Genomic DNA, 18964 nt, shown 5'->3' with positions numbered 1-18964 from the left:
GAAAAAGCAGCGGGCGGCTCCGAGAGGGGCCGCCCGTTTTGCGTTCCGGCATCCTTTGTGTTCCCCGCCCCGTCGAGGGGGACGGGACTTCTCGCCTAGAACCCCGCCGTCACCGTCGCCACGACCGTGTCGCCGGCGCGGTCGCTGCCGACATAGGTCAGGCCCAGCTCCAGGGCCTTGATCTTGCGCGTCGCGCCCAGGGACCAGTCCCACTTGCCATCGGGGGCGAAGGCGCCGTGCTCGCGGCCGAGCTGGGCGGTGACGCTCACCGGCGCCTTGGGCGAGGTCCAGGCGGCGCGGGCGTAGCCATAGCGGTTGTCCTGGCCGCCCAGGGCGTCCTGCTCCGGCGACCAGGCCGCGCCGACCGCCCAGGTCCAGTCGCCGGCCGCATGGGCGGCCGAGACCGGAAACTCCCAGTAATCGACGCCCTTGCCGCCCGGATAGCCGTAGCGCGCGGCCGAGACGTCGAGGGTCAAGCCGCCCGCCGCGCCCGTCCAGCCGACGGCGGCGTCGAGTTCGGTGTCGGCGCCGCCGTAGTCGGCGATGGTCGAGCCCCAGACCCAGCCATAAAGGCCATTGCCGGCCGAGGCCGTCACGCCGCCCTGCAGGGCCGGCTCGCGGTCCGAGAAGGTCACGCCCCGGAACCGGTAGTCCGAGACGATCCCGAGCTTGTAGCTCAGGGTCACGGGCTCGGCGGCCTGGGCCAGGACGGGAACGAGGGCGGCGAGGGCCGCGCCGGCGAGAAGGGTGCGCATCGAAAGCTCCGGATCGAGCCGATGCAGTGCCGCCCAGACCTTCACCGAAGCGCTTAAGCGTGAGGAAAAACAGCGCCTTGCGGCCATCGGTCGCACTTAACGAAACGCTAGCCGCAAATCCCCTAGGCCGGGGACGTGGTGCACAATCCCCTTTCCCTCGAAGCCCGCCGGCTCAATGCGATCCACTGGATCGTCGGGTCGGCCGCGGTGCTGGTCGCGGTGTCGATCCTCGGCGCCCTGGCGCTGATGCTGCTGGCCGCCCGCTCCCTCGATCATATCGAGACCCTGGACGAGCGGGCCCTGGTCGAGCGCACCGTGCAGCGCACGCTGGAGCGCATGACCCGTGAGCTGACCTCGGCCACGGTCTGGGATGACGCCTACGCCGCGACGGCGGGCGAGGTGGACGCGGCCTGGGCCGACGTCAATTTCGGCGACTACTACCATCGCTACTTCGGTCACGACCTGACCTTCGCGGTCCGGCGCGGCGCGGTGATCTACGCCTCCTCGGAAGGCGCGCGGGCGCCGGCGGCCAGGATCGAGGCGCTGCGCTCCGCGACGGCGCCGATGATCGACGAGGTCGCCGCCCGCGCGGCGGCCGCCCGCCGGGCGGGACGGATCAATCTGGAGGGGGTCTCGACGGCCTCGGGTCTCTTCCAGGCGGCCGACGGGATCTATCTGGTCGCCGCCAGCGACGTGATCGTCGAGCACGCGGACCTGGCGCGGACGCAGCCGACCGAACCGGTCGTCGTGCTCACCGCCCGGCGCGTCGACGCGAGGTTCATCCAGGGCATGCGCGGCGATCTGGGCGTCGACGGGCTGGCGCTGACGACGCGGGCCCGGCCAAGCCAGCCGCATGTCGAACTGCGCGACCGCGCCGGGCGACGGGTCGGCGCCCTGGCCTGGCCGGCGCGGGATCCGGGCATGTCGCTGCTGCTGCGGGCTGCGCCGTGGATCGGCGCGATGTTCCTGCTGCTGCTGGCCGCCAGCCTGGTGCTGTTCGTCTGGCTGTCGCGCGTGGTGGCCTCGCTGTCGGCCAAGCGCCAGGCCCTGGTCGTGGCCAAGGAGCAGGCCGAGGCGGCCAATGTCGCCAAGACCCAGTTCCTGGCCAATATGAGCCACGAGATCCGCACGCCGCTGAACGGCGTCCTGGGCATGACCCAGATCATGGCGTTGGGCGAGCTGCCGCCGGTCCAGCGCGAGCGCCTGGCCATCGTCGAGGAGTCGTCGCGGGCGCTTCTGGCCCTGCTGAGCAACGTGCTCGACATGGCCCGGCTGGAGGCGGGGGCGGTGGGCCTGCGCGAGGAGGTCTTCGTCGTCGAGGACCTGGTCGAGGCCAGCTGCGCGATCTTTTCGGGCGCCGCCGCCAGCGGCGGGATCGCCCTGGGCTGGGACGTCGCCGAGGACGCCCGGGGGCGCTGGCGGGGCGATCCGATGCGGCTGCGCCAGGTGTTCGGCAACCTGGTGGCCAATGCGGTCAAGTTCACCGAGGTCGGTTCGGTCAGGGTCTCGGCGGCGCGCAGCGCGCGCGGACTGGCGTTCGAGATCGCCGACACGGGCGTCGGCGTCGCGGCGAGCGACCTGCCGCGGCTGTTCGGGACCTTCTCCCAGCTCGACGACTCCTCGACACGGTCTCATGGCGGATCGGGCCTTGGCCTGGCGATCTGCCGCGAACTGGTCGAGCTGATGGGCGGCGCGATCAGCGTCGACAGCGCGCCTGGCGCCGGCTCGACGTTCCGCTTCGACGTGCCGCTGACGCGCGCCTAGGCCCGCCCGGCCTGGGCCGACAGGTGGTCGGCCGTGATGCCGATCTTGGCCAGGGCGCGGGTCCACTTGCTTTCGTGGTCGTCGCCGAACAGCAGGGTCTCGTCGGCGTCGCAGATGAGCCAGACGTTGTCGCGCAGCTCCTGCTCGAGCTGGCCGGGGCCCCAGCCGGAATAGCCCAGCGCCAGGATCGCCCGGCGGGGGCGGTGGATGCGGCTGCCCAGGGCGTCCAGCGCGTCGCGGGTGACGGTCAGGGCCAGGCCGTCGGCCACCGGCGAGGTGGAGTCCGGCGAGACGTAGTCGTCGGTGTGCAGCACGAAGCCGCGTTCGCGCTCGACCGGGCCGCCCAGCATGACCAGGTCGCTGGGCGCGCGGACCTCGGGTTCCACGCCCAGCTTGTCGAGCAGCTCGTACACCGTCAGGCCCTCGACCGGGCGGTTGACCGCCAGGCCCATGGCCTGCTCGTCGTCGTGCGAGCACAGATAGACCACGGCGCGCTCGAAGCGCGGGTCCTCGATGCCGGGCATGGCCACCAGGAGCCGGCCGGTCAGGAATTGGCCCTCGCCGTCGAGGGGAGCGGTCTCGGGAGCGTCCATCTGTTGAGGATCGGCACACAACGCGTCGGTTTCAAGTCAAACCACGTTATTGGCGAACCGATCCGGACGCTTTATCTCCGGACGGCCCTTTCAGCACAGGATCACACCATGGCGATCAAGGTTGGCGACACGCTTCCGGCGGCCACGTTCATGACCAGCACGGCCGAAGGCCCGGCGCCGGTCACTTCCGACGACCTCTTCAAGGGCAAGACCGTCGCCCTCTTCGCCGTCCCCGGCGCATTCACCCCCACCTGCTCGGCCAAGCACCTGCCGGGCTTTAAGGAAAAGGCCGCCGACCTGAAGGCCAAGGGCGTCGACACGATCGCCTGCGTCTCGGTCAACGACGTCTTCGTGATGAAGGCCTGGGGCGCCGACCAGGGCATCGCCGACGAAGTGGTGCTGCTGGCCGACGGCAATGGCGACTTCACCCGCGCCATCGGCCTGGATTTCGACGGCAGCAAGTTCGGCATGGGCTCGCGCTCGCAGCGCTACTCGCTGATCGCCAAGGACGGCGTCGTCACGACCCTGAACGTCGAGGAAGCCGGCGAATTCAAGGTGTCGTCGGCCGACTACATGCTGGGCCAGCTGTAGGCAGCCGGCAATCTCGTTGTCATCCCGGCCCCGCGGTCGGGATGACGGCCATCTGTCTAGGCCGAGATCGCGTGCAGCTCGGCGGCATGCGACCGCAGCCAGGCCCGGTGCGGCGACGGATCGCCGATCAGGGTCTCGCACAGCGCCCAGAAGCGCGGGCCGTGATTGGCCTCGATCAGGTGGGCGCATTCGTGGGCGACGACGTAGTCGGCCACGGCCGCCGGCGCCAGCACCAGCCGCCAGCTGTAGCGGATCGCCGCCGGCGCGCCCGGCCTGGCCGGGCGGCAAGAGCCCCAGCGCGCCTTGGGATCGGCCACCGCCACCGACGGCATCGGCCGTCCCAGACGTCCGGCGTGATGGGCGGTCCGCTCGGTCAGGATCTCCAGCGCCCGGTGCTTGACCAGCCGCAGGATCTTCAGGGACCAGTTGGCGTCGTCGGGCGCGATCAGCGCGTCTTCGGTCATCCGCGCCCGGCCAGGACCGATCTCGAGCCGGTAGGCCTTGCCCCAGATCTTCAGCACGCCGCCGGGCTCGATCACCTGTCGGCCGGGCAGGGCGGCCAGCTGCAGGCTCATCCAGCCGGCCTTCTCGTGGGCGAAGGCCACCGCCTCGGTCAGGCGGCGTGCGTTGGGGGCAATGGCGACGATCTCGGACTTGGCCCGGTCGACCCGCAGCGACACGCGGCGGGCCCGGCCGTCCACCTTCAGGCGCACGGCGCAGCGTTCGATCTCCAGCCGGTCGCCGTCGGCGAAGCGTTTGGGAGCGGCTTTCGGCTGCGGGCGGAAGAGGTTCATCGCTCCCTAGATCGCCCCGCTCGCGGCGGCGCGCAAGGGCCCGAGCGTCGCCGTTGACCGACGAGGCCGCGCGGATCTACCCTGAAGATAACATCGATATGCAAACAATCTGGAGGCGAGCCGTGGCTGTACCGTTGAAGGTTCCCACGCGTAGCGAGCGCAGCCCCGCCCTGGCGGCCGCCATACGAAGCCATGCCCGCACGGGCGCGCCGTTCGCCGCCGGTCACGAGGCCCTGGCCGCGCTCAGCGCCTGGATCTACCGCTCGTTCCACAACCCCTCCGACCAAGCCACCGCGCCGCCGTGGCTGGCCGACCTGGGCCTGACCGCGCCGGTTCCCGCCGCCAACGACCGGTCCAACGGCTATGACGCCTTCGCCTTCTACGCGCCCGGTCCGGCCGAGCTGGTCGTCGTCAATCGTGGCACCGACAGCGAACTGGACTGGCTGCTGAACTTCAAGACCGCTGTGCTGACCGACACCAGGACGGTCGTCGCCGCCCTCGACTACGCGCTGGCCGCTCATGCCGCCCTGGTCGCGCGCGGGGTGGCCGTACGGCGTGTGACCTTCACCGGCCACTCGCTGGGCGGGGCCATGGCCGAGGCCCAGGCCGCGTTGTTCCGCGTCGCCGCCGGCCTGCCCGATCACCTGCCGATCGCCTGTACGGGCTTCGCCTCGGCGCCGTTCGCCGGCGCCATCCGCGCGGTGGCGGCCGCCCGTGGGCTAGGGGCGCTCGACGCCCAGGCGATCGCCGCCAGTCGCCACTACATCCGACCCAACGATCCGATCCACGGGACCGAGATCGCCGGAACGCGCCTGGCCCGGGTGATCGCCGACGACCTCAATCTCTATGGGGTAACCCGCCAAAGGCACGGGACGGGGCCGTCCAGCTTCGAGACCTACACCCTGATCGGCAATCCGATCGCCCACGACTCCTTCCTGTACTTCCATTTCTGGAACAGGGCGGGAGAGTTTCACCTCGTGCGGCACTTCAAGGGCGTCTTCCACCTGTGGAACGAGGCCGCGCCCGAACGCCTGTCGCTGGGACGCAGCCTGCCGCCGGTGTTCGCCTAGGCCTTCTTGCCGGCGAAGTTGGGGTCGGTGCGCAGGATGAAGTCGCGAACCTTGGGATAGATCTCCTCGCGGAACCGACGGCCGTTGAACACCCCGTAATGGCCCACGCCCGGCTGGACGTAGTCTTCCTTCAGCTCGGCGGGGATGTTGACGCACAGGTCGTGGGCGGCCTGGGTCTGGCCGATGCCGGAGATGTCGTCCTTTTCGCCCTCGACGGTCATCAGGCCGATGTCGGTGATCGCCTCGGGGCGCACCATCCGGCCGCGATGCATCAGCTCGCCCTTGGGCAGCAGGTGGCGCTGGAAGACGATGTCGATGGTCTGGAGATAGAACTCCTCGGTCAGATCCAGCACCGACAGGTACTCGTCGTAGAACTCCAGGTGCTTGTCGGCCCCGTCGCCGTCGCCCTCGACCAGGCTGTTGAAGTAGCGACGGTGGGCTTCCTGGTGCTTGTCGGCGTTCATGCTCATGAAGCTGGCCAGCTGCACGAAGCCCGGATAGACGCGCCGGCCCATGCCCGGATAGGGCGCGGGCACGGTGTAGATCATGTTGGACTGGAACCAGGTGAAGGGCTTCTCCTCCGCCAGGTTGTTGGTCACGGTCGGCGACAGGCGCGCGTCGATCGGCGAGCCCATGAAGGTCATGCTGGCGGGGCGCGACGGGTCGCCGTCCTCGGCCATCAGGGCGGCGGCGGCCAGCACCGGCGGTCCGGGCTGGCAGACGGCCAGCACGTTGGGGCGCGGGCCCAGCACCCGCAGCATGTCGCGGATGTGGTCGATGTAGTCGTGGAAGTCGAAGCGGCCCTGCAGGACCGAGACCTCGCGCGCATTGATCCAGTCGACGATGAACACGGCGTGGTTGGGCAGGAAGGCCTCGACCGTGCCGCGCAGCAGCGTGGCGTAGTGGCCCGACAGCGGCGCGACGATCAGCACGGCGGGATCGAGGTCGAAGCGGCCGGCCCGGCGCATGTCCGACATGTCGCGGTCGAACTGGATCAGGCGGGCCCAGGGGCTCTGCCAGACCACGGTGGGGCGCACGCGCACGTCGACGTCGTTGATCCTGACGCTGTCGATGCGCCAGTCGGGCTTGCCGTAGCGGCGGGTGACGTTGGAGAACAGGTCCGCGCCGGCATAGAGCCGCCGGCCGAGTTCGGTATTGGCGGCCGGGTTCAGCGGCGAGCCCCAGAAGTCCCGGGCCGCGCGGGCCGCAAGGCGCATGGGGGTCGAGGCGTAGAAGCTCGCTTCGTGCAGGGCGTACAGCATGCCGTCTCCAGCGATTGTGCGCTGCAGCATAACACGCCGGCCGTTAAGAAGGTACAGCCCTGAGGTGACCTAACGGCGCCGCAACGCAAAAAATGGGCTTCTACTTGCCTTCCATCGCCGCCTTCAGCTGGCGGGCGATCTCCTCGGGCGGGCTGCTGTAGGCGATGACGCGGTCGAAGCGGCCCTTGGGGTCGATGACGTAGATCGCCGTGGAGTGGTCGATGCTGTAGTCGGGACCGTCGCCGACCTTGCCGGCATAGGCGCGATAGGTCTTCACGGCGGCGTCGACCTGGGCCTGGGTCCCGGTCAGGCCGACGATGTTCTTGGGCAGGTGGCCGGCGGTCAGGTAGGTCTTCATCTGGGCCGGGGTGTCGCGGGCCGGGTCGACCGAGATCATCACGATCTGCAGGTCCTTGGCCTTGGGACCCAGCTGGTCGCTGGCGGTCGCCAGGGCCTGCAGCGTGCCGGGGCAGACGTCGGGGCAGTAGGTGAAGCCGAAGAACATCGCGCTCCACTTGCCCTTCAGCACGCTCTCGTCCGTCGGCTTGCCGTCGTAGTCGACCAGCTGGAACGGTCCGCCGACCGCCGCGGGCTTGGGCGCGGCGCGGAAGACGCCGCTCTGGACGATCAGCGCGCCGGCCACGAGAACGCCCACGATGCACACGGCCAGGACCATCAGGCGGTTGCGGTTCATGGGGTTACATCCTTTGGGGCTCGCCAGATCGAAATTTCTGGCCTTAATGTGGCGTCATGGCCGACGCTTCGTTCAAGGACGCGCCGAAGAAACCATCACCCGGCGGGCTCGATAGGCCCGACGGCGCGGGCGCGCAAGACAGCGACGACTGGTCCTGGGCGGGCCCCGGGCTTCGCCAGGGACGCCTGCGCGTGCGAACGCTGATCGCCCAACGCTGGCTGACGGTGGCGGGCCAGTCGGTGACGGTGCTGTTCTGCGGCCTCGTCCTCGACCGGCAGATTCCCTACGCCCTGTGCTTCTCGCTGATCGCCCTGTCGGCCTGGCTGAACGTGCTGATCGGCCTGGCCTCGACGGGCCAGCGGCTGGCCCGCGACGTCGAGGCCACCGCCCAGATCGCCTTCGACATCCTGCAGCTGTCGGGGATGCTGTACCTGACCGGCGGGGTCTACAATCCGTTCTCCCTGCTGCTGATCGCGCCCGTCACCCTGGCGGCCGCCACCTTGCCGGCGCGCTACGCCCTCGGCCTTGGGGTGCTGGCGGTCATCGCCTCCGTCGTGCTGGCCTTCCTGTACATGCCGCTGCCCGTGGTCGCCGGCGCAAGTCCGCCCAGGCCCGAGGCCTCGCTGATGGCCGGCATCGTCGCGGCGAGGGTCCTCGGCATCGTCGTCACCGGCCTCTACGCCTGGCAGGCGGCGACGGAGTCGGCCCGCATGGAGCTGGCCCTCAACGTCACCGAGACGGTGCTGGCCCGCGAACAGCGCCTGTCGGCCCTGGGCGCCCTGGCCGCCGCCGCCGCGCACGAACTGGGCACGCCGCTGGCCACCATCTCGGTGGTCGCCCGCGAAATGGCGCGCGGCGCCCCCGACGAGCAGACCCGCGAGGACGCCGAGCTGCTGATCGGCCAGGCCGCCCGCTGCCGCGAGATCCTGCAGCGCCTGACAGAAATGCCCGAGGCCCAGGACGCCGTCCACGAGCGCATGAGCCTGACCCAGCTGGTGCACGAGATCATCGAGCCGCACATGATCCACGGCGTGCGGGTCGAAGCGGTGGTCAACGGCCCTTCGGGGAAGTCGGCGCCCGACGTCTGGCGGCGGGCCGAGGTGATCCACGCCCTGACCTCGATCGTCGAGAACGCCGTCGACTTCGCGCGTTCCGAGGTGATCGTGGTCGCCCGCTTCGACCCGCGCTCGATCCTGATCGAGGTGCGCGACGACGGGCCCGGCTTCTCACCCGAGGTGCTGGCCAAGCTGGGCGAGCCCTACGTGACCTCGCGTCCGGGGGCGGAAGGGTCGCGCACCGGGCACATCGGCATGGGCCTTGGCTTCTTCATCGCCAAGACTCTCCTGGAACGGACCGGCGCCGCCGTGGATTTCAGGAACGGCAGGCGCGGCGGCGCCGTGGTCGCGGCCCGTTGGCCACGCCCGGCGATGGAAGCTCCCGGCTTCATCGGGGTTTGAGTACGAAAGACTTGCGAAGTTTTGCAAGTCGTAGACAAGATGGCGATACGACACCCGGTTGAGTAATGGCGCGGGGAGGCGCTGAGTTGATGGCGGATATCGGAGAACTGGTCGCGGCCCTGCCGGACAAGTCCTTGCTTCTGCTCGACGACGATGCGCCCCTGCGCACCCGTCTAGGCCGAGCTTTGGAACAGCGTGGGTTCGAGGTGACGTTGTGCGCTTCGGTGGCCGAGGCGATCGGTTCGCTGAAGAGCCAGGCGCCGGCCCACGCGGTGCTCGACATGCGGCTCGAGGACGGCTCGGGCCTGAAGGTGGTCGAGGCCGTGCGCGACGCCCGCGCCGACGCCAAGATCATCATGCTGACCGGCTACGGCAACATCGCCACGGCGGTGGCGGCGGTTAAGGCCGGCGTCGTCGACTATCTCTCCAAGCCGGCCGACGCCGACGACGTGGCCCGCGCCCTGCTGGCCGCCAAGGACGCCGCCCCGGCCCCGCCGGAAAACCCGATGAGCGCCGACCGCGTGCGCTGGGAGCACATCCAGCGCGTCTACGAGATGTGCGGCCACAACGTCTCCGAAACGGCCCGTCGCCTCAACATGCACCGCCGCACGCTGCAGCGGATCCTGGCCAAGCGGGCGCCGCGGTAAACCCCCTCAGTCGCTTCGCGACAGCTCCCCCCGGCGGGGGAGCATCAATCCTGCCCCTCTGGGGGAGGCAGCCCGAAGGGCCGGAGGGGGGCCGTTTTCAGCTTCCGCGAAGCTGGACGGCCCTGGTCCCTCCCCTTTCCGCCGGCTGCGCCGAGGCCTCTCCCACAGGGAGAGGACCTCGATCCTCACATCGCCGAGATGCCGCCGTCGAGCTTCAGCTCGGCGCCGGTCATGAACTTGCTCTCGTCACTGGCCAGGTAGAGCACCGCGTTGGCGATGTCGTCGGGCTCGCCGATGTGGCCCAGCGGGATCTGCCGGCCGAGCTTGGCGTGCGCCTCCTCCTTGCCCAGCCGCTGGCTCAGCGGGTCCAGGATCGGGGTGTCGATGAAGGTCGGGTGGATCGAGTTCGAGCGGATGTCGAGCCCGAGCTTGGCGCAGTAGAGCGCGATGTTCTTGGACAGCAGCCAGACCCCCGCCTTGGAGGCGTTGTAGGCCGGCGAGTTGTGGTTGGCGATCAGGCCGGCGATCGAGCTGATGTTGACGATCGAGCCGGGCTGGTGGCCCCGCATGTGGGTCAGGGCGTGCTTGGCCCCCAGGAAGACGCTGTCGACATTGATCGACATGATCCTCTTCCAGAGGTCGAACTCCATCTGCTCCAGCGGCTTGTCGCCGGCCACGCCGGCGTTGTTGACCAGCACCGAGATGCCGCCCATGTCGGCCGCAGCCGCTTCCAGCGCCGCGACCCACTGGTCTTCCTGGGTGACGTCGAGGGCGTAGGCGAAGGCCGTGCCGGCGCCGTGGGCGGCGTTGATCTGCGCCGCCACGGCCTTGGCCCCGTCGACATTGATGTCGGCCAGGGCGACCTTGGCGCCTTCGGCGGCCAGCTTGCGCGCGGCGGCCGCGCCCAGGCCCTGAGCCGCGCCGGTGATGAAGGCCTTCTTGCCGGCGACCCGGCCCATGGTCTGCGCCATTCGGCGTCCTCCCTGAAATTCAAACGATAGTTTGAACCGGATGCGGGGGGAGGGGAAGGGGTGTTTGCCCGGTCCTACCCCGCGATCGCGTCCATGAACTTCGCCAGCTGCACGTCGCGTTCACTGACGCCGTCACAGTCGTGGGTGGTCAGGGTCACCTCGACGCGGTTGTAGACGTTGAACCATTCGGGGTGATGGTCGCGCTTGTCGGCCTCGATGGCCACGCGGGTCATGAAGCCGAAGGCGGCGTTGAAGTCGGCGAACCGATAGGTCTTCTCGATGGCGTCCTTGCCGTCGGCGCCGGTCCAGCCTTCGAGCTGGGCGAGGGCGGCGGCGGCGCCGATCTTGGCGGGGCGGGTCATGCGGACGGCTCCTGAAACTGCTGGCCTCTTCAGAACGCCAATCCGGTGGCCGCCGCAAGCTCCGCCAGCGCCTGGTCCTCGCCTGAGACCTTGATGGCGACCATGCCCATGGCCGCGGCCGGCTTGCAGTTGACGCCCAGGTCGTCGAGGTAGACGCAGGCCTCGGGCGCGACGACGAGGCGCTCGCACATCATCGCGTAGATGCGCGGATCGGGCTTGCGCACCCCGGCCTTGGAACTTTCGATCAGGGCGTCGAACTGGCTCAGTATCTCGGCCACGGCGGCGGCCTTGTCGGCCGAGGCGGCCTTGTCGGCCGAGGCGGCCATGCCGGCCCCGTGGCCCGCGCCCGGCACGTTGTTGGTGATGCAGCCGACCTTGAACCCCGCCGCCTTGCAGGTTTTCAGCGCCGCCGCCATCCGGGGGCGGACCTCGCCCGACAGCAGGGGCAGCACGTCGCGTCCCGGCACGGCGTGGCCCAGGCGCGTCGATTCCTCCAGGAACAGGGCGTCGAAGGCCGCCGCATCGATCTCGGCCCGCTCGAACCGGGCCCAGGCGTTGGTGTCGGGGTCGATCGCGTTGACGCCGCGCAGGAAGTCGGTCGGCAGGGCGTTGCGCGCCTCGTAGCGGCGGAAGGCCTCGAAGGGCGATGTGGTGAACACGCCGCCGAAGTCCCAGATCACCGCCTCGATCGCCATCGCGCCCACCTGTTCGAACAATTGTTTGATTTCACTCTAGGCGAGGCGAACGGGCAGGAAAAGCCGTCTCGAACAATGGTTAAGCTCGCCTTCATGGCGAAAAAGCGCGCGCGGCTCGCCGGGCTCTGGTCTACTGGCGGCCTGGAGTATCCCCCATGCGCCAACTCGTTCTCATCGCTTTCGCCGCCGGGGTCGCCCTGGCCTCGCCGGTCCTGGCCGGCGACCGCTACGGCCTGGCCGGCGGCCCGCCCGACCGCTCGAACCTGCCGGTCGACCCCGAGATCCTGCCGCCGGACACCCGGCCTGGCGAATGCGTGAACCGCCGCGTCACAGGTCCTGGCGGGGCCTATCGCTGGGAACGGGTGGAGTGCGACGACGGCGAGCGCGGTTGGAGCGACTTCGACCGCTGGAGCTATGGCCGTCCGCCGCTGCGGGTCGACGACCGGGGCGCGCCGCCGCCGCCCGCCTACGATCCGCCGCCTCCGCCGCACCAGGACTACGCGCCCGACCGCTACAGCCGCCGCCACGACGACGGCCCGGCTTATGCGCCGCCCGTCCAGGCGCCGCCGGCCTATGCCCAGAACGGCTATTCGCGTCAGGAAGAGGGCTACGAGTACAGCCGCGAAAGCCGCTTCGACAGCGGCTATGACCGTGACTACGCCGCCTATCCGCCGCCGCCCCAGGGCGGCTACGGCTACGCGACCTGGACCTCGGCTGGCCGCGACGAATACGGTTTCCTGGTCTGGCCGGGCAAGCAGCCGTAGGGCTCTCTACTTCTCCCGTCATTCCCGCCCTCGTGGCGGGAACCCCTGGTTCCGTTCGTACGTGAAGCGCCAGCGGCGTGCTGGGCACGCCGTCCCATACGCCCTTGCGGCTGACAGAGAGGTTCCCGCCACGAGGGCGGGAATGACGGGCGGATGTGGTGGCGTCGTGGCGGCCTAAAGCAGCCGCAGGAACAGCACCCGGGCCGCGCCGTAGTCGCGGGCGTCGAGGGTCTCGAAGGCGTCCAGCACCGGGTCGGGTTCGCCCGCTCCGCGCTCGAACACCACGATCGCGTTCGTGGCCAGCCAGCCGCCGGCGACCAGCTCGGTCAGGGCCTTCTCGCCCATGCCCTTGGCGTAGGGCGGATCCAGGAAGGCGATGTCGAAGGCCGCGCCGGCGCTGGCCGGTCGGGGGCCCAGGTCGGTGGCGTCGCGGCGATGCACGCGTGTCTGGCCGAACAGCCCAAAGGCGTCGATGTTCTGCCGGATCGCGCCGCGCGCGGCCTCGTTGGTCTCGACGAACAGGCAGCTTGCCGCCCCGCGCGAGATCGCTTCCAGGCCCAGGGCGCCGGAGCCCGCGAACACGTCGATCACCCGCGCGCCGTGCAGTTCGGGCGCCCAGGCGGCGTGCTCGAGGATGTTGAACACGGCCTGGCGGGCGCGGTCGGAAGTGGGGCGGGTGGCGTCGCCCGGCGGGGTGGCGATGGCCTTGCCGCGATACTGGCCCGAGACGATGCGCATCAGGCGGCGGCCTCTTCGGCGTCGTCGATCCTGGCGGCCGCGCGGCGGCGCATGAAGCGGCCGCCGGCCACGAAGGCGGCGATGGCCAGGGCCAGGGGGATCAGGCCCCAGATGTGGTTCAGGCTGAACAGGATCAGGCCGCACATCAGGCCGGGCGCGACGGCCGTCCGCGCCAGGGTGAACAGCGCCTCGCCGCGATGGACGCGACCGGCCAGCTCGCCGGCGAAGGCCGCATAGCCCCAGACCACCGACATGGCCACGCCGATCGCGGCGACCAGTCCGACATAGACCAGCGTGGCCTCGCCCGAGGCGTGCTCCCAGAGGAGTTCGGTGGTCAGCGGCAGCAGGGCGACCAGACCCAGCACGACCAGGTTCAGCACGTCGAGCACGCCGTTGGCGCCGCGCAGCCGCGCGAAGATCCGCCGGTGGCTGATCCAGTAGACCCCGATCACGGCGAAGCTGACGGCGTAGGCCCACAGCTTGTGGCCCATCTGTCCGAACAGGTCGGCGACGCCATGCCAGTGCTCGGGCGGATGGATCTCGATGGCCAGCAGGGTGATGGCGATCGCGAAGACCGCATCGGAAAACAGCACCAGACGGTGCAGGTGGCGGTCGGCCGCCTCGTGCTCGGTATTGCTCATGAAACCCCCATCGACAACCGCCGATGTGTGCCGTCATTGCCGCGTGACGGCAAGTCGTGGACCGACATCGCGCGAAACCTCTTTTCCTTCGCCTCGCGCCCCTTTAGCGAGGAAGCGGGTGCTGTGTTGGATTGGGCGGCTGTGTTCGAGGACGTGAGACGTTCGGCGTTTCTGGACGACCTGACGCCGGCTGACCGGCGCATCGGGCGGGTTCTGCTGAGCCTGCCGGTCGGGGTGGTCGCGGCCATCCTCGCCGCGGTGATCGGCGGCGTCTTCGTCATGGCCCTGTTCACCGGCCTGCTGGACGGCGGTTTCGACCAGGCCGTCGCGCTCTTCCAGTCGCTGGCCAATCCCAAGGCCGGCGGTCTGGACCTGATCACCCTGCTGTTCGTGCTGTGCCTGGTGACCGCCACCAACGGCGGCATGGCCGTGGCCTTCACCGGCGTGGCGGCGTTGCTGCACGAGCGTCGCCTGCGCAGCTACCTGACCAGCGCGCCGGCCTATCGCTGGCGCCTGACCCTGCTGGGCCTGGCCCTGTTCGCCCTGACCGTCGGCCCGCTGCTGGCGGCCAGCGCCCGCCTGGACCCCACCGCGCCGCCCACGCCGATCCTGACCCTGACCACCACGCTGGACGGTCGTCTCGTCCACGCCGTCAGCGCCGTGGGCCTGCTGCTGCTGGCCGCCGCGGCCGAGGAGCTGGTGTTCCGCGGCTGGCTGCTGAAGACGACCGCCGCCTTCACCCGCCGGGTGGGCCTGATCCTGCTGATCAACGGCGTGCTCTTCTCGCTGATCCACTTCGATCCCAATCCCGACGCCTTCCTGGTGCGGACGGTCCTGGGGATCGGCCTGGCCTGGGCCACCCTGCGCCTGGGCGGCGTCGAGTTCGCGGTCGGCGCCCACGCGGCCAACAACATCGTCATCCTGCTGTTCCTGCAGCCCATGACCCTGGCGCCCGAGCCGCCGCACCCCTTCCGCTGGGAGGTGCTGCCGATCTCGGCGGTGATGCTGGGGATCTATGTCGGGATGGCCGAGCTGGTGGCCCGCACGCCGCGCCTGTCGCGCTGGGCCGGGGTGGCGACGGCCTAGATCCTGGTCTTCAGGGCTCGTCCGACCAGCGCAGCGGCGGGGCCTGGGCCTTCAGGGCCAGCATCGCCTCGCGCAGGGCGTCCATGAAGGCCGTCCGCTTGCCGGTCCAGGTCACCGGTTCGCCCACCAGCACAGCGCAGTTCAGCGGCACCGGCACGCTGGCGCCCTTGGGCAGCACCCGGCCCGCGCCCTGGATCCACACCGGGATCACCGGAGCGTCGGGGAAGGCCTCGGCCAGGCGGGCGACGCCGCCCTTCAACTGGCCCATGGCGTCGCTCGCGCCGTCGCCGCGCGTGCCTTCGGGGAAGACCAGCACGATCTCGCCGGCCGCCAGGGCGGCGCGGGCCGGGGCCAGCACGTCCTCGCCGTCGCCCGAGGCGGCGCGGCGGCCAGCCTTGCTGCGCGCCACCGGCACGATGCCGATCACGTGGCGCGAGAACCAGCCGATCACCGGGTCGCGCAGGAAATAGTCCGCCGCCGCCGCCGGCCGCAGCTTCGACACCGCCCGCGACGGAAAGATCGACAGCATCAGCAGGGTGTCGACGTGGCTGGCGTGGTTGGCGGCGATGATCGCCGGACCCTTGAGCGGCAGGCGCTCGCGGCCGGAGACGTCGGCGCCGGTCATCAGCACCGCCAGCGGCCGGGCGACGAGCAGGAGCAGGAGGAAGCGGAGCAGGCGCACGCGACGACTAGATCAGAACCGGTCGAGCGCGAACAGCGCCATCAGGTGGAAGTACAGCGGGGCGGTGAAGGTCAGGCTGTCGGCCCGGTCCAGCACCCCGCCATGGCCGGGAATGGCGTGCGAGGTGTCCTTGACGCCGATGTCGCGCTTGATGGCGCTCATGGTCACGTCGCCGGCGAAGCCCGCGGCCGGCAGCACGAAGGCGACGAACGCCAGGCCGTGGCCCGACAGCGGGGTGAACACCGGGCCGACGAACCAGATCAGGGCGGCGGTGGTGATCCAGCCGCCCAGGAAGCCTTCCCAGGTCTTGTTGGGGCTGACGCTGGGCAGGATCTTGCGGCGGCCGAAGAGCTTGCCCCAGACATATTGGGCCACGTCGTTGAACTCGGTGGCCAGCAGCAGGAAGAACACCAGGCCCGCCGGGCCGGCCGGCAGGTGCTCGCTGCTCGGCACGCGCATCAGGAAGGCGACGAAGCCGAGATTGTAGACGCAGGTGACCAGGCCCCAGTGGAAGGTGGCGGCGCTGGCCAGGTAGCCCTTGGTCTGGCCGATCAGGGCCATCAGCGCCGGCAACCCCAGGAACACCCACACCGGGATGAACACCAGGTAGAACATGTAGCGGTCGGCGAAGATGAAGCCGTAGGCGGCCGCCAGGCACAGATAGGCCGCCAGGATCGCCGGCCGGTCCTCGCGCCGGCGCACGGCCAGCGACAGGAACTCGCGCAGGGCCAGGAACGAGATGAAGGCGAAGACGGCGGTGGTGGCCTGCCAGCCCAGCAGCAGTGCGCCGGCCAGCAGCGCCACCATCCCCCACCACGAGACGATGCGCAGCCGCAGCTCCTCGTACGACTTGCCGGGCTTCAGGCGCGGCAGCACGGCGGCGATGGCGCTGGCTACGCCCAGCAGGACCACCACGCCGGCCAGGCCCGCCAGCAGCGGCGCGGGCTGGGCGGCCAGGAAACGGCCTGCGTGTCCGGTCAGATCGCCGACGAAGTCCATGGACGCTCCCGTTCGCACTACTCCCGGTATAGCCTAGTTGGCGACGGTTACGAGCCGGGGAGTTTTTCGCTGATGCCGCGCCTGCTGCGCTCCAGCCTGGTCCACGCCGCCTTCGGCTTTTTGCTGATGGGCGGCTGGACCCTGTGGGCCAACCACGCCCATGGCCTGGTGTGGGGACCCGCCATCGCCCAGGGCCTGTTGTCGGCGGGCCTGACGGCGCTGCTGAAGAAGACGCTGGAGCGTCTGGACGGCCGGTTCTCCGGCTTCGTCGCCCTGGCCCTGCCGCCGGCGATCACCGCCAGCGCCATCCTGGCGACCCTGACCATCGTCCATCGCCTGATCGGCACGCCGGAACTTCTGGCCACCATCGCCTTTCCCTGGACGATGTCGACGCTCTACGCCGTCGCCTACAACGCCCGCCTGGTCGCCGACCGGAGGAAGACCGCGCCATGACCGATGCTCCCGACCTGACCAATCGACGGCCGCTGAAGACGCGGGGCGCGGCCTGGGCCGGACGGCTGGCCGCCGCCATCGCCGGCAAGGGGATCGCCGCCGACGCCATCTCGGGCCTGGGCCTGGCCTTCGCGGTGCTGGGCGCCGCCCTGCTGGCGGCCAGCGGCGGCGTCGAGGGCGGCTGGCGCTCGGCCTGCCTGGTGCTGGGCGCCACCTGCGTGCAGCTGCGGCTGGCCTGCAACCTGCTCGACGGCATGGTGGCCGTGGAGCACGGGCGCTCCAGTCCCTACGGGCCGATCTGGAACGAACTGCCCGACCGCGTCGCCGACGTGCTGTTCCTGGCCGGGGCCGGTTATGGCGCGATGAGCGCCGGCTTTTCCGGCGGTCCGGCCCTGGGCTGGATCTGCGCGGCCCTGGCCATGCTGACGGCCTATGTGCGCGAGCTTGGCCGGGGGCTGGGCTTTCCCGCCGACTTCTCGGGCCCGATGGCCAAGCCGCACCGCATGGCGGCCCTGACGGCGACCTGCGCGATCGCCGCCTTCGAGCCGCTGTGGCGCGGCCGGGGCGAGGTGCTGGCCGTTGGCCTGGCGGTGATCGCGGTCGGAACCCTGGTCACCGTCGTGCGCCGCACGGGCGCCCTGGCCGCGCGGCTGGCCGGCCGGCGCTAGCGGGCCTTACCGCTTGGGACCACGCGGCGCGGGCTTGGCGCCGGTCGGGCGCGGGCCCTTGAAGCCGGCCGGCTTGCCCGAACGCGCCGGAGCCACGTTGCCGCGCACAGCGCCTTGCGGAGCGGCCTTGCCGGCGGGGCGAGCGCCCGGCTTGCCCGCCGCGCCTTTGCTCGCAACGCCCTTCGCGCCGGGCTTGCCGCGTCCGGGCGCCTCGGTGACGAACTTGGTGTCGATCGACTTGGGCCTGTGCGTCTTGGCCTTGTGGCCGTCGGTGCGGATCTTGGCCTTGGCCCAGCCGGCCTTGTAGACCTTCTTGGGCTCCTCGACCTTGGGCGTGGCGATCTGCGGGGCGCGACCGGTGGGGGCGCGGCGCTGGATCTCGCCGCCGCGCAGGCGTTCGCCGTCCTTGGCGACGCCGGGCGCGTGCAGCGGGTCGGCGACGCCGATGAACTGCGGCTTGTCGCCTTGCGGCATGTTCTCGTCGGCGATGACGCCGGCCAGCAGCTCGCGGATCACCCGGGGGCCGACCTCCTCGACCTGCCCGGCCTGCAGCGTGCCCAGGGCAAACGGGCCGTAGGACAGGCGGATCAGGCGGTTGACCTTCAGGCCCACCGACTCCAGCACCTTGCGGACCTCGCGGTTCTTGCCTTCCGACAGGGTGACCGTGATCCAGACGTTGCGGCCGCCGCCGGCCTTGTCCTGGGCCTTGTCGAGACGGGCCTCGATCGGGCCGTAGCGGACGCCCTCGATGGTCGTGCCGTCCTTCAGCCTGTCCAGCGTCTCCTGGGTGGCGTGGCCGAATGCGCGGGCGCGATAGCGGCGGGTCCAGGCGTTCTGCGGCATCTCCAGGGCGCGCGACAGCTCGCCGTCGTTGGTCAGCAGCAGCAGGCCCTCGGAGTTCAGGTCCAGGCGGCCGACCGAGATCACCCGCGGCAGGCCGTGGGGCAGGGCGCCGAACACGGTGGGGCGGCCGCCCGGATCGTTGTGGGTGGTCACCAGGCCCGTGGGCTTGTGATAGCGGAACAGGCGGGTGGGCTGGCGGTCCTCGACCAGCTTGCCGTCGACGACCAGCAGGTCGCCGGGGAACACCCGCACGGCCGGGGTCGTCAGCACCTGGCCGTTCAGCACGACCTTGCCGGCCTCGATCAGGCGCTCGACCTCGCGCCGCGAGGCCACGCCAGCGCGGGCCAGGGCCTTGGCGACGCGCTCGCCGCCCTCGGCGTCGGCGTCGTGCTCGACGGCGTCGTGCAGGGCGGGCTGGTACTTGTCGGTCATGGC

At 70.6% G+C, this 18964-nt stretch carries 22 protein-coding genes; 9 read left to right on the top strand and 13 right to left on the bottom strand.

The features are described 5' to 3' along the window. Positions 1–95: 95 nt before the first annotated feature. A complete protein-coding gene (locus tag C1707_RS05155; protein ID WP_164467286.1) occupies positions 96–755 on the bottom strand; it encodes a TorF family putative porin in 660 nt (219 codons plus the stop codon). 138 nt (positions 756–893) lie between these two features. Between C1707_RS05155 and C1707_RS05150 the strand changes: the two genes are divergently transcribed. Beyond that, on the top strand, positions 894–2519 hold the full coding sequence (locus C1707_RS05150) for a sensor histidine kinase (RefSeq protein ID WP_240633869.1): 1626 nt from the start codon (positions 894–896) through the stop codon (positions 2517–2519). On the opposite strand, the gene C1707_RS05145 is transcribed toward C1707_RS05150, so the two are convergent. Further along, positions 2516–3112, bottom strand: coding sequence for a YqgE/AlgH family protein (locus C1707_RS05145; RefSeq protein ID WP_101713601.1), 597 nt, complete (start codon positions 3110–3112; stop codon positions 2516–2518). The two genes, C1707_RS05150 and C1707_RS05145, sit on opposite strands and share 4 nt — an antisense overlap. Before the next feature lie 108 nt (positions 3113–3220). On the opposite strand from C1707_RS05145, the gene C1707_RS05140 reads away from it, so the two are divergent. After that, positions 3221–3703, top strand: a complete 483-nt coding sequence (locus tag C1707_RS05140; RefSeq protein ID WP_101713600.1) for a peroxiredoxin — start codon at positions 3221–3223, stop codon at positions 3701–3703. 56 nt (positions 3704–3759) lie between these two features. Here the strand turns inward: C1707_RS05140 and C1707_RS05135 are convergent, their stop codons facing one another. Further along, positions 3760–4497, bottom strand: a complete 738-nt coding sequence (locus C1707_RS05135; RefSeq protein ID WP_101713599.1) for a M48 family metallopeptidase — start codon at positions 4495–4497, stop codon at positions 3760–3762. 122 nt (positions 4498–4619) lie between these two features. Between C1707_RS05135 and C1707_RS05130 the strand changes: the two genes are divergently transcribed. After that, entirely contained in the window at positions 4620–5567 is a 948-nt protein-coding gene (locus C1707_RS05130) for a Tle-like phospholipase domain-containing protein (RefSeq protein WP_164467285.1), read from the top strand. Here the strand turns inward: C1707_RS05130 and C1707_RS05125 are convergent. Continuing rightward, on the bottom strand, positions 5564–6829 hold the full coding sequence (locus tag C1707_RS05125) for a polyhydroxyalkanoate depolymerase (protein WP_101713597.1): 1266 nt from the start codon (positions 6827–6829) through the stop codon (positions 5564–5566). The genes C1707_RS05130 and C1707_RS05125 overlap by 4 nt on opposite strands. Positions 6830–6929: 100 nt before the next feature. Further along, on the bottom strand, positions 6930–7523 hold the full coding sequence (locus C1707_RS05120; protein ID WP_101713596.1) for an SCO family protein: 594 nt from the start codon (positions 7521–7523) through the stop codon (positions 6930–6932). Between the two features lie 56 nt (positions 7524–7579). On the opposite strand from C1707_RS05120, the gene C1707_RS05115 reads away from it, so the two are divergent. After that, positions 7580–8980 carry an ActS/PrrB/RegB family redox-sensitive histidine kinase gene (locus C1707_RS05115; protein ID WP_101713595.1) on the top strand — a complete coding sequence of 467 codons (1401 nt, stop codon included), beginning with the start codon at positions 7580–7582 and terminating at the stop codon, positions 8978–8980. A gap of 89 nt (positions 8981–9069) precedes the next feature. Next, a complete protein-coding gene (gene spdR, locus C1707_RS05110) occupies positions 9070–9627 on the top strand; it encodes a stationary phase response regulator transcription factor SpdR (RefSeq protein ID WP_058348705.1) in 558 nt (185 codons plus the stop codon). Positions 9628–9812: 185 nt separating this feature from the next. Here the strand turns inward: spdR and C1707_RS05105 are convergent, their stop codons facing one another. The 3 genes from C1707_RS05105 to C1707_RS05095 form a co-directional block, all read right to left on the bottom strand. Next, a complete protein-coding gene (locus tag C1707_RS05105) occupies positions 9813–10598 on the bottom strand; it encodes an SDR family oxidoreductase (RefSeq protein WP_101713594.1) in 786 nt (261 codons plus the stop codon). 74 nt (positions 10599–10672) lie between these two features. Further along, positions 10673–10960: a 4a-hydroxytetrahydrobiopterin dehydratase gene (locus C1707_RS05100; RefSeq protein ID WP_101713593.1), complete on the bottom strand. Its 288-nt coding sequence runs from the start codon at positions 10958–10960 to the stop codon at positions 10673–10675. Positions 10961–10989: 29 nt separating this feature from the next. Further along, positions 10990–11655: an HAD-IA family hydrolase gene (locus tag C1707_RS05095; protein ID WP_101713612.1), complete on the bottom strand. Its 666-nt coding sequence runs from the start codon at positions 11653–11655 to the stop codon at positions 10990–10992. A 155-nt stretch (positions 11656–11810) separates the two neighbouring features. Here C1707_RS05095 and C1707_RS27115 point away from each other — a divergent pair, with 155 nt between their 5' ends. Next, positions 11811–12419, top strand: coding sequence for a hypothetical protein (locus tag C1707_RS27115; RefSeq protein ID WP_101713592.1), 609 nt, complete (start codon positions 11811–11813; stop codon positions 12417–12419). Between the two features lie 174 nt (positions 12420–12593). Here C1707_RS27115 and rsmD read toward each other — a convergent pair whose 3' ends face one another. Together rsmD and C1707_RS05080 are read right to left on the bottom strand one after the other, a co-directional pair. Beyond that, positions 12594–13157, bottom strand: a complete 564-nt coding sequence (rsmD, locus tag C1707_RS05085) for a 16S rRNA (guanine(966)-N(2))-methyltransferase RsmD (RefSeq protein ID WP_101713591.1) — start codon at positions 13155–13157, stop codon at positions 12594–12596. Beyond that, positions 13157–13798 (bottom strand): TMEM175 family protein, encoded by a 642-nt coding sequence (locus C1707_RS05080; protein ID WP_101713590.1) that lies wholly within the window; start codon positions 13796–13798, stop codon positions 13157–13159. The genes rsmD and C1707_RS05080 overlap by 1 nt, the downstream gene beginning before the upstream one ends. Positions 13799–13951: 153 nt before the next feature. On the opposite strand from C1707_RS05080, the gene C1707_RS05075 reads away from it, so the two are divergent. Continuing rightward, complete coding sequence (locus tag C1707_RS05075) at positions 13952–14884, top strand: CPBP family intramembrane glutamic endopeptidase (protein ID WP_240633868.1); 933 nt, start codon at positions 13952–13954, stop codon at positions 14882–14884. Between the two features lie 10 nt (positions 14885–14894). Here C1707_RS05075 and C1707_RS05070 read toward each other — a convergent pair whose 3' ends face one another. Then, a complete protein-coding gene (locus C1707_RS05070; RefSeq protein ID WP_101713588.1) occupies positions 14895–15566 on the bottom strand; it encodes a lysophospholipid acyltransferase family protein in 672 nt (223 codons plus the stop codon). A 12-nt stretch (positions 15567–15578) separates the two neighbouring features. Then, complete coding sequence (locus tag C1707_RS05065; protein WP_101713587.1) at positions 15579–16565, bottom strand: phosphatidate cytidylyltransferase; 987 nt, start codon at positions 16563–16565, stop codon at positions 15579–15581. A 72-nt stretch (positions 16566–16637) separates the two neighbouring features. On the opposite strand from C1707_RS05065, the gene C1707_RS05060 reads away from it, so the two are divergent. Both C1707_RS05060 and C1707_RS05055 read left to right on the top strand, forming a co-directional pair. Further along, positions 16638–17018 (top strand): hypothetical protein, encoded by a 381-nt coding sequence (locus C1707_RS05060; protein ID WP_101713586.1) that lies wholly within the window; start codon positions 16638–16640, stop codon positions 17016–17018. Beyond that, entirely contained in the window at positions 17015–17686 is a 672-nt protein-coding gene (locus tag C1707_RS05055; RefSeq protein ID WP_101713585.1) for a CDP-alcohol phosphatidyltransferase family protein, read from the top strand. Before C1707_RS05060 ends, C1707_RS05055 begins: the two co-directional genes overlap by 4 nt. 6 nt (positions 17687–17692) lie before the next feature. On the opposite strand, the gene C1707_RS05050 is transcribed toward C1707_RS05055, so the two are convergent. Beyond that, a complete protein-coding gene (locus tag C1707_RS05050) occupies positions 17693–18961 on the bottom strand; it encodes a pseudouridine synthase (RefSeq protein ID WP_101713584.1) in 1269 nt (422 codons plus the stop codon). Positions 18962–18964 lie beyond the last annotated feature (3 nt).

Origin of the sequence: Caulobacter flavus (assembly GCF_003722335.1) — a bacterium.
In the GTDB taxonomy this organism is placed as follows: domain Bacteria; phylum Pseudomonadota; class Alphaproteobacteria; order Caulobacterales; family Caulobacteraceae; genus Caulobacter; species Caulobacter flavus.
This window is presented reverse-complemented; position numbering and strand designations above follow the sequence as displayed.